The following is a 14,768-nucleotide window of genomic DNA, read 5'->3' on the forward strand; positions in this document are numbered from 1 at the left end:
TCTCACCGGGTGAGCGGCACCTAAGGGCTGACCCCGGGATCGATGTCGGTGGGTCGCCCGGATCCGTCTCGGGCGGCTCCGGCGGCAGGCTGAGGCATGCCCGCAAGCCGGAACAGTGGACTGCTCGCACTCGGTGGGATCGCCCTCGCGGCGCTGCTCGCCGTGGTCGGCCACCTCGGCGTGGACGACCTCGACCCCTGGTCGCTGACGGTCAGCGACTTCGCCGTCTCCGATCGGGGCGGCGTCATCGACTACGCCATGGTCGTCCTCGCCGTGGCCACGGCCGTCCTGCTTCCCGCTCTCCGGCGGCTGCGGCGACCCCGGGTGGCGGAGGTGCTGCTGGCGGCCTGGATCGGCGGTCTCCTGCTGGCCGCGGCCGTGCCGACCAACGAGCCGGGCCTGCCGATGGACACCGCCGCGTACGTGCACCGGTACGCCTCCGTCGCGGCGTTCCTGGCGCTGCCGGTCGGCGGTTGGCTCCTCGCCGACCGGCTGCCCGCCGGCACCGCCCGCTGGGTACGCCGGTTCGCCGTCGCCAGTCTCCTGCTCGCCGCCGCGATGGTCTGGTCGGCCTACCCTGGGGACCGGGTGCTGCTCGGCCTCGTGGAGCGCCTGCTGATCCTCGCCGAGGTCGCCCTCCTGGCGACCGTCGCCGCCACGCTGACGACGGTCACTCCAGCTCGTGGAGCATCAGCTGGCGGGCCGCTTCGGTGATCGAGCCGGAGAGGCTCGGGTAGATCGTGATGGTCTGGGCCAGCTCGTTGACCGTCAGGTTGTTCTCCACGGCCATCGTGATCGGCAGGATCAGCTCGCTCGCCTTGGGAGCCACCACCACGCCGCCGATGACCTGGCCGCTGGCGGGACGGCAGAAGAGCTTGACGAAGCCGTCGGAGACCTCGTCCATCTTCGCCCGGGCGTTGCCGGCGAGCGGCAGCATCACCTGGCGGGCGGGGACCTTGCCGGCGTCGACCTCGTCCTGTGAGACGCCGACGGTGGCCAGCTCCGGGTCGGTGAAGACGTTCGCCGCGACGGTCCGCAGGCGCAGCGGCCGGACCGCCTCGCCGAGCGCGTGCCACATCGCGATGCGGCCCTGCATGGCGGCGACGCTGGCCAGCGGCAGCACGCCGGTGCAGTCGCCGGCCGCGTAGATGCCCGGCACGTTGGTCCGGGAGACCCGGTCGACCGTGACGTATCCGCCACGGGCCAGCCCGACGCCGTACTCGGCCAGGCCGAGGTTCGCCGTGTTCGGGATGGAACCGACCGCGATCAGCGCGTGCGAGCCGTGCACCTTGCGGCCGTCGGAGAGCTCGACCTCGACGCCGTCCCCGGTACGGCGGACCGCGTCGGCACGGGAGTTGTTGAGGATGCTCATGCCCCGGCTGCGGAACACCCGCTCGATGGCCATCGCGGCGTCGGCGTCCTCGTGCGGCATCACCCGGTCCCGGCTGGAGACCAGGGTGACCTCGATGCCCATCGCCAGGTACGCGCTGGCGAACTCCGCGCCGGTCACGCCGGAACCGACCACGATCAGGTGCCGGGGCAGCTCGGTGAGGTCGTACACCTGGCGCCAGGTCAGGATGCGCTCGCCGTCCGGCACGGCGGTGGGGAGCTGGCGCGGCGTCGCGCCGGTGGCGATCAGGACGGTGGAGGCGTCGATCGAGTACTCCGCGCCGCCGTCACCGGGCGTGACCACCACCCGGTGGGTGTGACCGAGCGTGTCCTCACCGAGCCGGGCGCTGCCGGCCACGAAGGTCACGCCCGCCTTCACGAGCTTCGCGTGGATGTCGGCGGACTGGGCGAGAGCGAGCCGCTTGACCCGCCCGTGGACGGCCGGCGCGTCGACCGTGACCGCCTCCAGGCCGTCGGAGTGCACCCCGAACTCCTCGGTGTCCCGGTAGCCGGTCACCACCTGCGAGCTGGCGATGAAGGTCTTCGACGGCACGCAGTCGGACAGCACGCACGCGCCGCCCGCGCCCTCGGCCTCCACCACGGTGACGTCGGCGTCCAGCTGGGCGGCGACCAGGGCCGCCTCGTAGCCGGCCGGCCCCCCGCCGATGATCACGATCCGGCTCACAGCGCTCGCCCCTCGTCCATGCTCACAGTGACTTTCTTCTCCCGAACGCGTCCGACACGCACCGTCGTATTCTCCCCCACCGGCCGACCCGGCTATCGTCATCGCCGTGCGTCATTACGCCGCCTACGGCTCAAACCTCGACCCTGCCCGGATGCGCGCCTACTGTCCGCATTCGCCGATGGTGGGCACCGGCTGGCTCGAGGGCTGGCGGCTCACCTTCGCGGGCGAGGGCGTGATCGGCTGGGAGGGGGCGGTCAGCACGGTCGTCGAGTCTCCCGGCGACCGGGTGTTCGTGGCGCTCTACGACATCCACCCGTACGACGCGGCGCAGCTCGACGAGATCGAGGGCGTCACCGCCGGCACGTACCGGAAGCTGCACGTGCGGGTCTCGACCCTGGACGGCGACGTCACGGCGTGGATCTACGTCTTCGACGGGTACGAGGGCGGCCTGCCGACCTCGTGGTATCTGTCGGAGATCGCGAACGCCGCCGAGAAGGCGGGCGCGCCGGACGACTACGTCACGGGCCTGCGCTCCCGCCCCACCGGCACCGCCTCGGCCTAGGGACTGTCGCACGGCCTCCAGTCTGCTACTGGTCACGCCGGGGACGTGAGCCGGGCCCGCCGGAGGTCGTCAATCACACACCGGTGGCGGGTACGACCAGCTCGTACATGTCGGTCCAGCGCACCTCACGGAGCCCCACCGACTCGTAGAGGGTGACCGGCACGGTCGGGTTGGTCAGATCGACACCGAGGCCGGCCCACTCCCGGCCCTTCGCCGCGTAGGCCGAGAAGGCCCGCCACAGCAGCGCCGCACCGACCCCGCGCCGCCGGTACGCGGGCAGCACGGACAGGCTCCGCACCCACCCCTCGTTCTGCTCCAACCCCTGGTCGGAGGATTGCAGCACGCCGGCCGGTACGCCGTCGACCTCGGCGACGAACCACTCGTCCCAGGTGGTGCCGTACAGGCGGAGCTGCTCCCGCCACCGCTCGAAGCCGACCGGCTCGTAGTCCGGCGTGTCCCGGAAGGCGACGTCGAAGATCCGGTAGAACTCCCGCAGGTCCGACTCGTCGTCGCCGCGCAGCGGGCGGACGGTGACCCCGGGCGGGGGCGGCGGCTCGGCGGGCAGGTCGGCCAGGCTCCGGCGCATCCCCACGTACCGCTTGGCGAGGGTGAAGCCGGCCTCGGCGACCTCCGCCGCCCACCGGACCTCCGGAGCGAAGACGGACACGCGGGCGGTCAGCGCCGGCACGCCCCGCTCGGCGGCCCGCTCGCCCACCCGGTCGAGCATCCGGGCGAGCAGCGGGGCACGCAGGTCGTCGCCGTGCTCCGGGTCGACGTAGACCTCCACGAACTCCCGGCCCACCCCGGTCGGGTTGTCCACGGTCGCCCAGGCGACGAGCCTGCCCTCCGGATCGCTGACCACCCAGGAGTCCCGGGTCGGATCGGTGAAGGGTGCGGTGAGGGCGGCCTTGACGTCCTCGGCGTCGAAGTCCGGGTAGCCGACGGCGAAGACGTCGGCGGCGTGGACCACGGCGAGGATCGCGGGGACGTCGTCGAGGGTGGGTCGGCGGGCGGTCCAACCGGCGGGGAGGGTCACGGGGCCGATCCTGGCAAACCGCCGGCCGGAGCGCCGCCGATTTTTGGCGCGCCAGTCAGGGGCGGCGCCGGTGCGCGCGGAAGGCGGCCAGGAGATCCACCAGTTCGGCACCGTCGGCCGGGCCGAGCGCCGCGAACGCCGGCGCGGCCAACCGGTCGGTCACCGCCTCCGCCCACAGCCGCCGCCGGACCAGTGGGCCCACCGGGGGGTACGGCGGCGGCCAGCCGCACGCCACGGCACCGGCCTCGCCCTCCGGCCCGGCGAGCACCGCTTCCAGCGGCGTCATGCCGGCGGCGCGTACGGCGAGCAGGTGCGCCCCGGCGAAGTGCTCCCGCAGCAGGCGCAGGCTCACCGCCACCCGGGCGCCGGCGGTCCGCTCCGGCACCGGCATCGCCCGCCACGCGGCGAACAGCGGCATGCCGGTGGCGTCCGCGGCGTCGACCGCCCGGCCCAGCAGCACGGCGAGCCGCCCGGCACCGGACACGGAGTCGAGGTTCTCGTCGCCCCACCGGCAGCACTCCGCCAGCGTCGCGGTCGCCACCCGCATCGGCCGGACGGTCCGCAGGGCCGCGTCCCAGCCGTCGGCGACCGCCTCCGGTGCGATGAACCCGAGCGCGGCGGCCACCGTCTCCGCGCGTACGTCACCGAGCGCGCCGGCCCGCCCGGCGATGTAGAACGCCCACCCGGAGATGCCGAGCAGGCGGGCCTGGCGCAGGGTGACCGGGCAGCGGGTGAACGCGTCCCCGAGCTCCAGCACCGCCGGCTTGCACCCGGCCGCCACCTGCTCCGGGGTCACGCCCCCGCTCCCCGCACCACCCGTCCGTCCACAAGGGGTCAGTCTGCCGTGCCGCCGCGGGTGCCGGCATCCTCCGCTTCGGCGTCGAGCGCCTCCACGGCCGCCTCGACCTCGCCGGTGCGGCGACGGGCGGCGGTGAGCGTCCGCTCGGCGGCCCGCCGGGCCAGCTTGGCCCGGCTCAGGTCCTGCTCCACGACGGCCCGCCGCCGCTCCAGCTCGGCCAGCTCAGTTTCGATCGCGTCGAGGGCGGCAGCGCCGTCGCGCTCGGCCTCCGTCGCGCCGGTCAGCTCCGCCTCGGCCCGTTCCTGGTCGGTACGCGCCTTCGCCAGCTCCTTCTCCAACGCGCGGCGGCGGCGGGCCCGCTCGGCCCGGGCGGCCCGTTCCGCCTGCTCGGCCCGCATCGCCGACCGGTCCGCCCCGCGGGGCCGGGGCGGCGGCTCGGCGACCTCCTCCTCGCCGCCGGTGACCAGGCGCAGCTGCGGCCGGGGCACCTCACCGAACCCGGCGTACGTGGCGGCCCGCAGCAGGCGCCCGGAGCGCACCTGCTCGGCGACCTCGGCGTCGGAGAGCGCGGCGTTGAGGGTCGCCTCCACCTCGCCCAGCGGGAGCTTCCCGGCCGGCGGGGCGCCCTCGACCCCGGCCGCCAGCTTGCGCACCTCGCCGAGCAGCGCACCGACGACCGCGCGACGCTGGGCCGACAGCTCGCGCAGCTTGGCCCCGCGCAGCTCGCGCTGGGCGGCCCGCAGTGACTCGGCGAGCTGGCCGAGGTCGGCGACCAGCTCCGGCCGCTCCAGCGCGAGCAGGTTGACCAGCCAGGCGGCCACCGTGGGGCGGCGCAGCCGGGCGATCTCCCGGGCGGTTCGCGCGTCGCCGGCACGCCGGGCCTCGGCGACCGCCGCGTCCCGCGCGGCGACGAACTTGTCGGGGGGCGTGCGGTAGAGCTGGCGCACCAGCTCCCGGGGCGGATCCGGCATCGCCGCTCAGGCGTCGACCCGGGTGCCCGGTTCGAGCCGCCGGTAATCCCCCTCGAAGAGCCGGCTGAAGTTGCCGTTCAGCACGCCCAGCCCGTTGTCGTTGAGGTAACCGTCGTGCAGCGCGTACGCCCGGCGCGGCGCCACCGCGCGGAGGAAGTCCAGCGATTCGGAGAACTTGGTCCACGGGGCGTGGATCGGCAGGAAGAGCGTGTCCACCTCGATGTCGTCGGGGACGACGAGGGAGTCGCCCGGGTGGTAGACCCGCTCGTCGATCAGGTACGCCAGGTTCTCCACCACCGGGATGTCGGGGTGGATCACGGCGTGCCGCCCGCCGTAGGTGCGGACCGGGACGCCGGCCGCGGTGAACCGGCCACCCGCCTCGACCGGCGTGAGCACGTCGGCGAGACCGTCCAGTGTGGCGGCGAGCGAGGCCGGGCCGTACACGGCGAACGGGCGGCGGTCGTGCTGCTCGACCAGGGCCGCCACATCGACGTGGTCGGGGTGCTCGTGGGTGATCAGTACGGCGTCCGCGCCGTCCAGCGCGGCCCGCTCGCTGACGATCCCCGGGTCGACGACCAGGACCCCGCCGTCGTGCTCGACGCGTACGCAGGAGTGGCCGTACTTGGTCAGCCGCATTCGTGACTCCTCGATTATCGAATCGTGACGTCCTCAGCGCAGTCTGCCGGAACGGACGCGGCACCGCGTCCCGTCTGACCGATCGCCCCGGTCACGGGGCTGCGGACAAGGCGCGGGCCGGCCCGGAGGCCGGCCGCCGACGATCGGAGCGGGGATGGGCGGAATCGGACCACGCCGGCGGGGTGTGGTGCTCGCGGCAGCGCTGGTGGCGGTACTCGCCGCCGGCGGCTGCGGCGGCGGGAGCGGCGGGCACGACAGCGCGGCGGAGCAGCCGGTCACCGGCGTGGAGGGCGGCGCGGACCGGGGCGGGCCGGCGGCCGCCGACGCGCAGGCCGGGGCCGGGCAGCCCGGGACGGCGGCGGGCGGCGCACCGGCGGACCTGCGGGTCGACCAGCGCGCCATCGTCTACACCGGCTCGATGCGGGTACAGGTGCAGGACGTGGACCGGGCCGCCCGGGACGCGATCGCACTGACCACGACGGCCGGCGGTTTCGTCGGCGGCGACCAGCGGCGCAGCGCCGACGGGGACGCCACCGCCGAGCTGACGCTGCGGGTGCCGGCCGCGAAGTTCACCACGGTGGTGGACGAGATCGCCAAGCTGGGCACGCGGCAACGCCAGGAGATCAGCACCGAGGACGTGACCGAGGAGACGGTCGACCTGGACGCCCGGATCGCCACCCAGCGGGCCCGGGTCGAGAACGGCCGGCGACTGCTGGCCCGGGCCACCTCGATCACCGACCTGGTGTCGCTGGAGAACGAGCTGGCCCGCCGCGAGGCCGACCTGGCCTCGCTCGAGGCGAAGAAGCGCCGGCTCGCCGATCTCACCGCCCTCTCCACGATCACGGTGTCGCTGGTCGGGCCGGAGGCCCGCCCGGTCGACGGGGAGGAACGGGTGGGCTTCCTGGCCGGGCTCGACGCCGGGTGGAAGGTCTTCCTGGCCTCGCTGACCGTGCTGCTGACCGTCCTCGGGGCGCTGCTTCCGTGGCTGGTCACGGTGGGCGTACCGGTGGGCCTGCTGGTGTGGCTGGTGCGCCGCCGCCGGCCGCAGCCGGCGCTGGTCGCCGCGATGCCGGCCACCGCCACCGCCGGCCCGGCCACCGCCACCGCGGCGCCGGAGACGGCGGGTCAGGGCGTCGGGAACCCGGGCGGGATCAGCTCGCCACCGCCAGTGCCCGGAGCGCGGTCTGCACCATGACCCGGACGCCGGCCGGGATGGCCCGCTCGTCCACGTCGAACGACGCGCGGTGCAGGTCGACGTTCGGGCCGGAGCGGCCGACGCCGAGGCGGGCGAGGGCGCCGGGGACGTACTCCAGGTACCAGGAGAAGTCCTCGCCGCCCATGCTCTGCGGGGTCTCGGCGATGCCCTCCGGGCCGAGCGCGGCGGCGGTGGCCGCGGTGAGGATCTGGATGGCCCGGGAGTCGTTGCTGACCGGGGGCCGGCCGCGCAGGTACTCCAGGTCCACCGTCGCCCCGGTCGGCGCGATCACGTCCCGCACGACCTGACCGACCACCTTCGGGGCCAGTTCCCACGTGTCGCGGTCCATCACCCGCAGCGTGCCGGCCGCGCAGGCCTCCGACGGGATGACGTTGTACCGGGTGCCGGCCGAGGCGTGGCCGAACACCAGCAGCAGCCCGCTGTTGGCCGGCACCCGCCGGGCGACGAGGGCGGGGACCTCGGTGATGAGCCGGCCCAGCGCGTCCACCAGGTCGACGGTGAGGTGCGGTCGGGCGGTGTGCCCGCCCGGGCCGGTGAGGCGGACGGTCACGTTGTCGGCGGCCGCGGTGATCGGCCCGACCCGCAGGCCGACCTTGCCCACCGGCAGGTTCGGGTCGCAGTGCAGCGCGAAGATCTGCGCGACGTCGTCGAGACCACCGGCCTCGATGACCTCGAGCGAGCCGCAGGGCAGGATCTCCTCGGCCGGCTGGAAGATCAGGCGCACCCGGCCGGGCAGCTCCCCGAGGTCGGCGAGCTGGGCGAGGAGCATGCCCACACCGAGCAGGATCGTGGTGTGCACGTCGTGGCCGCAGGCGTGGCAGACCCCGTCGACCGTGGAGCGGTACGGCACGTCCTTGGTGTCGGTCAACGGCAGCGCGTCGATGTCGGCGCGGAGCGCGATCACCGGGCCGTCGGGGCGACCGTCGATGTCGCAGATGACGCCGTTGCCCTTGGGCAGCATTCGCGGGCGCAGCCCGGCGAGGGACAGCTCACGGGCGACCAGGGCGGCGGTCTCGAACTCCTCGCCGGAGAGTTCCGGGTGCGAGTGGATGTGACGGCGGGTGGCGATCAACCCGGGTACCCGGAGGGCGAGCAGGTGGTCCAGCTCGAAGGGCAGGGGCTGGGACCCGGTCGGCGCCTCAATCCAGGACGACGCCAGCTGGCTGCCGGTCGGCAGCGTCAACGCACTCGTCACGTCGAATTCTCGATCACTAGAAATGGATGGATCTTCAGGAACAGCAGACAGCCTAGACCTCCGGCGGTGACGCTGCGCAACCTCGTTCCGGTAGCGGTCGGAGCGCGCTGCGTCACGAACACCCTGCTCGGGGCGCTCGTAAATCAGCGGGACAGCAGGTAGATCGCGGTCGAACGCCGTCATCTGCCCCACACCTCCTACAACGCGTAACCGTTTCGCGGGTCACGAAATCGTCACCGGCTCCGAGCCGTCTTTCCGAATTGTGGCATTAGTCGGATGTGTTAACTGACACTCCGACAACTACCCGACCACGCTCGGCGACGAGGCCCCGCAGACGTTCACACGTTCGGGCTGCACCCGACCGCACACGGTGTGCGTCCCCGATCACCCGGCCGGGTTACCCGGAAAAGGTCTCCGGCACACGCCGCGACCGGTGGGCCGCGCCGCCCCGGGGGCGGGAGCGGGCGCCGGCGTCGTCGCGCGCGCCCCTCTCCGCGTCTGCGCCGCCGACGGGCGGCGGGGAGGTGGCGACAACTGTACGCCGTCGATCACACCCCCGCCGACCTGCGCCGCCCGTACGACAACACGAGGCGCCACCCGGACAAGTCTCCGGGTGGCGCCTCGACGAGATCTCGACGAGCGCGCGACGCGTGCCGTCAGAAGCGGTCCGACGGCCGGTAGAGACCCCACACCTGGCGCAGCGTGCCGCAGACCTCCCCCACGGTGGCGCGCGTCCGCAGCGCCTCCTTCATCGGGTAGAGCACGTTGTCGCCGCCCTCGGCGGCGGCGCGCAGCTCCGCCAGGGCCCGCTCGACGGCGTCGTTGTCCCGCTCCGCACGGAGCTTCGCCAGCCGCTCCGCCTGGGCCGCCTCGATCGCCGGATCGACGCGCAGCGGCTCGTACGGCTCCTCCTCGTCGATCGCGAACCGGTTGAGGCCCACCACGACCCGCTCGCCGGAGTCGATCTCCTGCGCGATCCGGTACGCGGACTGCTCGATCTCACGCTTCTGGAAGCCGGCCTCGATGGCGTCGACCGCCGACCCGTGCTCGAAGACCCGCTGCATCAACGCGTCCGCGGCGGTCTCGATCTCGTCGGTCATGGCCTCCACCACGTACGACCCGGCGAACGGGTCGACGGTGGCGGTCAGATCCGTCTCGTACGCGAGCACCTGCTGGGTCCGCAGCGCGAGCCGGGCGGCCTTCTCGGTCGGCAGCGCGATCGCCTCGTCGAAGCTGTTGGTGTGCAGCGACTGGGTGCCGCCGAGCACCGCGCCGAGCCCCTGCACCGCCACCCGGACCAGGTTCACCTCCGGCTGCTGGGCGGTGAGCTGCACCCCCGCGGTCTGGGTGTGGAACCGCAGCATCATCGACTTCGGGTTCTTCGCGCCGAACTCGTCCCGCATCAGCCGGGCCCAGATCCGCCGGGCGGCGCGGAACTTCGCCACCTCCTCCAGCAGCGTCGTACGGGCGACGAAGAAGAACGACAGCCGGGGGGCGAAGTCGTCGACGGCGAGCCCGGCGGCCACCGCGGCGCGCACGTACTCGACGCCGTTGGCCAGGGTGAACGCGATCTCCTGCACGGGCGACGCGCCGGCCTCCGCCATGTGGTAGCCGGAGATGGAGATGGTGTTCCACTTCGGCACCTCCTTGCGGCAGTACGCGAAGGTGTCCGCGACCAGGCGCAGCGACGGCTTCGGCGGGAAGATGTACGTGCCCCGGGCGATGTACTCCTTGAGGATGTCGTTCTGGATCGTGCCGTTCAGCGCCGAGCCGGGCACGCCGTTCTCCTCGGCGACCAGTTGGTAGAGCAGGAGCAGCACCGAGCCGGGGGCGTTGATGGTCATCGAGGTGGAGACCTTGTCCAGCGGGATGCCGTCGAAGAGCAGCCGCATGTCCTCGATGGAGTCGATGGCGACACCGACCTTGCCGACCTCACCGTGCGCGATCGGGTCGTCCGAGTCGTACCCCATCTGGGTCGGCAGGTCGAAGGCGACGGACAGGCCCATCGTGCCGGCCCGCAGCAGCTGGTGGTACCGCGCGTTGGACTCGGTGGCGGTGCCGAAGCCGGCGTACTGGCGCATCGTCCAGGGGCGCGACGTGTACATGGTGGGGTAGACCCCGCGGGTGTACGGGTACTCGCCCGGGCCGCCCAGCCGGGAGTCCAGGTCCCCGGGGAGGTCGGCCGCCGTGTACACGCCCTTGATCGGGAAACCGGACTCGCTTGACCGCCGTTCGCTCATCCCCGGATGGTAGGACGAGCTGGCCGGGCCCCGGGTGAGGGATTCCGCACACTCCGTCCCGGACGGTCGACCAGAGGTGAAGGGTCGGGCACGTACCGTCAGTTCACCAAACGTCCGCCGCGTCGGCTTTCGCATCGGGCCCCGGAACCAGCAAGATAGGGGGGTTGTGTCCCAGCCCCCTCGATATCCCCCGGTGGCTCTTCAGTGACTCAGATCCCGACGTGGAGCGGCGGACCAGTCAGTCCCCCCAGCGGCCGCGCGACATCCGGCACCACCATCGGCGGGCGCTATTCGTTGCGCTCGGCGGTGGGCAACGGCGGAATGGGCACGGTCTGGCGTGCGACAGACACGCTGCTGCGCCGGGACGTGGCCGTCAAGGAGGTCGTGCTGCCTCCGGGGCTGGCCCCCAGCGACCGTGACGCGATGTACGAGCGCACCCTGCGCGAGGCGCGGGCCGCCGCCGCGATCCAGCACCCGGCCGTGGTCCAGGTCTACGACGTGGTCACCGAGGGCGGCCGGCCGTGGATCGTGATGGAGCTGCTCGACGCCCGCAGCCTCGCCGACATGGTGATCGAGGACGGGCCGGTCGCGCAGCGGGTGGTCGCGAAGATCGGCATCGCGCTGCTCGGCGCGCTGGAGGTGGCACACGCGATCGGCGTGCTGCACCGCGACGTCAAGCCGGCCAACGTGCTGATCTGCTCGGACGGCCGCTGCGTGCTGACCGACTTCGGCGTGGCCCGGATGCCCACCGACGTGCAGCTCACCACGCCCGGCATGGTGCTCGGCTCGCCGCACTTCATCTCGCCCGAGCGGGCCATGGGCCAGGATTTCGGCCCGCCCAGCGACCTGTTCTCCCTCGGGGTGACGCTCTACACGGCGGTCGAGGGGCGGCCACCGTTCGACAAGGGCGACCCGATCGAGACGATGCACGCCGTCGTCGAGGACCCGCCCGCCCCACCGCAGCGCAGCGGCCCGCTGGTCCCCGTGCTGATGGGCCTGCTGGAGAAGGACCCGGCCCGCCGGCTGGACGTGCACACCGCCCGGGCCATGCTGCGTGAGCTGCTCGCCGGCCCGCTGACCAGCACCGCCGCCGCGGTCCACTCGGTGACCGACCCGTACTCGGTGGTCCCCGTCCAGCAGCGGCCGTTGCCACCCGCGCCGGCCGTCCAGCCGGAGCAGCCGAAGCCGAGCGGCCAGATCGGCGGGCGCGCGATGCTCGCGCCGGGCGAGTCGCTCACCGACCGGCTGGCGGCGTTACGCCGGGGCGGACGCCCGGCGGTCGGTGCCGGCAAGGCCGCCGCGATGGACGACACCAGCGCCGACGCGCTCGCCGGGCCGCTGCACACGCCCACCGGCGCGATGCCCGCACCGGGCCGGACCTACGGCGCCGACACCACCCAACGGGTCGGCGGCTACGGCGGCGCGCCCGACGCCACCCAGCACATCGCCGCCGGCGGCTACGGCGGCCCGCCGCACGTCACCCAGCAGCTGGGCGGTGCCCAGTGGTCGGTGCCGGGCACCGGCCAGGCGTGGGCGCCGCCGGCCACCCCGGCCGGCGGTGGACTCGTCGGCCGGGTGCGCGGCACCGGTGGCCAGCTCGTCGGCCGGGTCAAGGGCTGGCCGCGCAAGGTCCAGCTGGCCGCCGCCGGCGGGCTCGCCGTGGTGCTCCTGCTCGGCGTCATCGCCCTGTCCGGCGGCGACGACAGGCCGCCGGGCACTCCGCAGGCGGCACCCACCTCGGCGGCTCCGGCCGCCGGGGTGCCGGAGATGGCGGAACACTCGGCCCGCGGCGTCCGGGTGCTCGTACCCAAGGGCTGGAAGAAGGCCACCGGCGGGTCGTACACGGACTACATCGACCCGGAGGACAGCGGCCGCAAGGTCCGCATCATCACCGAGAAGTGGACCACCACCTCGGAGCGGTGGGCGGAGACCGCGGAGAACGGGCTGAAGACTCGCTCCACGTCCTGCGTCAAGCCGTACAGCCAGGTCACCTCGGACATGGGCGCCCAGCTGGGCGGCAAGCCCGCCGCCGAATTCGAGTACACGTGCGGTGAGGGCGACACCATGCGGCACGGCGTGTGGCGGGGAGTGGCCCACGATGGCAAGGCGTACTCGTTCTACCTGACCTCGACGGACGCGAAGTTCGAGGAGAGCCGGCCGATCTTCGAGGCGATGGCGAACTCGTTCCAGCTCACCGACGCCGGCTGAGCCGAGGGCGAGCCCACGTGATGATCCGCCGGCGTGCTATCAAGAGGCATGCCGGCGGACACCACTGACATCGACGACATTCGCGAGCAAGCCCGGCGCTGGCTCGACGACGACCCGGACCCGGCCAGCCGCGCGGAACTCCAGGCGGTGCTCGACCGGCTGCCGGTCAGCGCGCCCGAGCTGGCCGACCGCTTCGCCGGCCCGCTGACCTTCGGCACGGCGGGCCTGCGCGGCCCGCTTCGTGCCGGCCCGAACGGGATGAACCTCGCGGTGGTCACCCAGGCCGCCGCCGGGCTGGTCGCCTGGCTCGCGGCCCAGGGCGGCTCCGGTCCGCTGGTGATCGGGTACGACGCCCGGCACGGCTCCCGTGCCTTCGCCGAACGGACCGCCCAGGTCGCCACCGGCGCCGGCCGGCCGGCCCTGCTGCTCCCCCGGCCGCTGCCCACGCCGGTCCTCGCGTACGCGGTGCGCCGGCTCGGCGGGGTCGCCGGGGTGATGGTGACGGCCAGCCACAACCCGCCGCAGGACAACGGCTACAAGGTCTACCTCGGCGCGGAGCTGGGCGGTGAGCTGGGCGCCGGCGCGCAGATCGTGCCTCCGGCGGACGCCGGTATCGAGGCGGCCATCCGGGCGGTCGGCCCGCTGGCCGAGGTCCCGCTGGGCCCGCCCGGGCAGGTGCTCGGCGACGACCTGGTGACGTCGTACGTCGAGCGGGCCGCCGCGGTGGTGGCGCCGGACGGGCCCCGCGACCTGACGGTGGCGTACACCCCGCTGCACGGGGTCGGGGCGGCGGTGCTCACGGCGGCGTTCGCGCGGGCCGGGTTCGCCGTCCCCGGTATGGTGCCCGACCAGGCCGAGCCGGATCCGGCGTTCCCCACCGTGTCGTTCCCGAACCCGGAGGAGCCCGGCGCGGTCGACCGGCTGACCGCCCTGGCCGGGTCGACCGGCGCGGACCTCGCCATCGCCAACGACCCGGACGCGGACCGCTGCGCGGTGGTGGTGCGGGAGACCGACCCGGCGACGAGCGCCCGCGCCGAGGTGGCCGGTCCAGGGGCGGGCGGAGGGGCACCGGGCTGGCGGATGCTGCGCGGTGACGAGGTGGGTGTGCTCCTCGCCGACCACCTGATGCGACGCGGCGTCACCGGCCTCTACGCCACCACCATCGTCTCGTCGTCGCTGCTGCGCGCGATGTGCACCGCCCGGAACCTGCCGTACGACGAGACGCTGACCGGATTCAAGTGGATCGTGCGGGCCGGTGGCGGGTCGGCGCCGCTGGTCTTCGGCTACGAGGAGGCGCTCGGCTACTGCGTCGCCCCGGACATGGTCCGCGACAAGGACGGCATCACCGCCGCGCTGACCGTGGCCGAGCTGGCCGCCGGCCTCAAGGCCCAGGGGCGGACGCTCACCGACCGGCTCGACGAACTGGCCGCCGAGTTCGGCGTGCACCACACCGACCAGCTCTCGGTACGCGTCGACGACCTGCGGGTGATCGCCGTGATGATGGACCGGATCCGGGCCGCCACCCCGGACACCCTGCTCGGCCAGCCGGTCACCGAATCCCGGGACCTGCTGCCCGAGGCGGACGTCGTCATCCTGCGCAGCGCCGCCGCCCGGGTGGTGATCCGGCCCTCCGGGACCGAGCCGAAGCTCAAGGCGTACCTGGAGGTGGTGGAGCCGGTCGCGGGCGGCGACGTCGCCGCGGCCCGGACCCGGGCGGCGGCCGCCGTCGCGACGCTACGCACCGAGGTGGCCACCGCGCTGGGGGTGTAAGGAAGGGCCCCTTCTTAACGCCTGCGGTAGAGGAAGGGCCCCTTGTTAACAGCCAAGGGTG

Annotated in this window: 12 protein-coding genes; 5 read left to right on the top strand and 7 right to left on the bottom strand. The window is 73.8% G+C overall.

The annotated features are described in order from the left end of the window. Positions 1-96 precede the first annotated feature (96 nt). Positions 97-714: a DUF998 domain-containing protein gene (locus tag ACN26Y_RS03795; RefSeq protein ID WP_155328910.1), complete on the top strand. Its 618-nt coding sequence runs from the start codon at positions 97-99 to the stop codon at positions 712-714. On the opposite strand, the gene ACN26Y_RS03800 is transcribed toward ACN26Y_RS03795, so the two are convergent. After that, positions 671-2,074 carry an NAD(P)H-quinone dehydrogenase gene (locus tag ACN26Y_RS03800; RefSeq protein WP_155328911.1) on the bottom strand — a complete coding sequence of 468 codons (1,404 nt, stop codon included), beginning with the start codon at positions 2,072-2,074 and terminating at the stop codon, positions 671-673. The two genes, ACN26Y_RS03795 and ACN26Y_RS03800, sit on opposite strands and share 44 nt — an antisense overlap. Before the next feature lie 106 nt (positions 2,075-2,180). Between ACN26Y_RS03800 and ACN26Y_RS03805 the strand changes: the two genes are divergently transcribed. Beyond that, on the top strand, positions 2,181-2,636 hold the full coding sequence (locus tag ACN26Y_RS03805; RefSeq protein ID WP_155328912.1) for a gamma-glutamylcyclotransferase: 456 nt from the start codon (positions 2,181-2,183) through the stop codon (positions 2,634-2,636). 73 nt (positions 2,637-2,709) lie between these two features. Here the strand turns inward: ACN26Y_RS03805 and ACN26Y_RS03810 are convergent, their stop codons facing one another. The 4 genes from ACN26Y_RS03810 to ACN26Y_RS03825 are packed head-to-tail and all read right to left on the bottom strand — an operon-like array spanning position 2,710 to position 6,078. Next, positions 2,710-3,672 (bottom strand): GNAT family N-acetyltransferase, encoded by a 963-nt coding sequence (locus ACN26Y_RS03810; protein WP_155328913.1) that lies wholly within the window; start codon positions 3,670-3,672, stop codon positions 2,710-2,712. A gap of 55 nt (positions 3,673-3,727) precedes the next feature. Next, complete coding sequence (locus tag ACN26Y_RS03815; RefSeq protein WP_155328914.1) at positions 3,728-4,468, bottom strand: SCO6745 family protein; 741 nt, start codon at positions 4,466-4,468, stop codon at positions 3,728-3,730. 38 nt (positions 4,469-4,506) lie between these two features. Then, a complete protein-coding gene (locus ACN26Y_RS03820) occupies positions 4,507-5,442 on the bottom strand; it encodes a hypothetical protein (RefSeq protein WP_155328915.1) in 936 nt (311 codons plus the stop codon). Between the two features lie 6 nt (positions 5,443-5,448). After that, positions 5,449-6,078 carry an MBL fold metallo-hydrolase gene (locus ACN26Y_RS03825; protein ID WP_155328916.1) on the bottom strand — a complete coding sequence of 210 codons (630 nt, stop codon included), beginning with the start codon at positions 6,076-6,078 and terminating at the stop codon, positions 5,449-5,451. A gap of 154 nt (positions 6,079-6,232) precedes the next feature. On the opposite strand from ACN26Y_RS03825, the gene ACN26Y_RS03830 reads away from it, so the two are divergent. Continuing rightward, the gene (locus ACN26Y_RS03830) at positions 6,233-7,273 is read left to right on the top strand and encodes a DUF4349 domain-containing protein (RefSeq protein ID WP_422734339.1); all 1,041 of its coding nucleotides are present in this window, start codon (positions 6,233-6,235) and stop codon (positions 7,271-7,273) included. Here ACN26Y_RS03830 and ACN26Y_RS03835 read toward each other — a convergent pair. After that, positions 7,230-8,489: an amidohydrolase gene (locus ACN26Y_RS03835; RefSeq protein ID WP_155328918.1), complete on the bottom strand. Its 1,260-nt coding sequence runs from the start codon at positions 8,487-8,489 to the stop codon at positions 7,230-7,232. The two genes, ACN26Y_RS03830 and ACN26Y_RS03835, sit on opposite strands and share 44 nt — an antisense overlap. Positions 8,490-9,145: 656 nt before the next feature. Next, positions 9,146-10,729: an acyl-CoA mutase large subunit family protein gene (locus ACN26Y_RS03840; RefSeq protein WP_422734340.1), complete on the bottom strand. Its 1,584-nt coding sequence runs from the start codon at positions 10,727-10,729 to the stop codon at positions 9,146-9,148. 204 nt (positions 10,730-10,933) lie between these two features. Between ACN26Y_RS03840 and ACN26Y_RS03845 the strand changes: the two genes are divergently transcribed. Both ACN26Y_RS03845 and ACN26Y_RS03850 read left to right on the top strand, forming a co-directional pair. Next, complete coding sequence (locus tag ACN26Y_RS03845; RefSeq protein ID WP_422734341.1) at positions 10,934-12,937, top strand: protein kinase domain-containing protein; 2,004 nt, start codon at positions 10,934-10,936, stop codon at positions 12,935-12,937. A gap of 48 nt (positions 12,938-12,985) precedes the next feature. Next, a complete protein-coding gene (locus ACN26Y_RS03850; protein ID WP_155328921.1) occupies positions 12,986-14,707 on the top strand; it encodes a phospho-sugar mutase in 1,722 nt (573 codons plus the stop codon). Positions 14,708-14,768 lie beyond the last annotated feature (61 nt).

This window comes from Micromonospora sp. WMMD558 (assembly GCF_049315255.1).
Lineage (GTDB): Bacteria > Actinomycetota > Actinomycetes > Mycobacteriales > Micromonosporaceae > Micromonospora.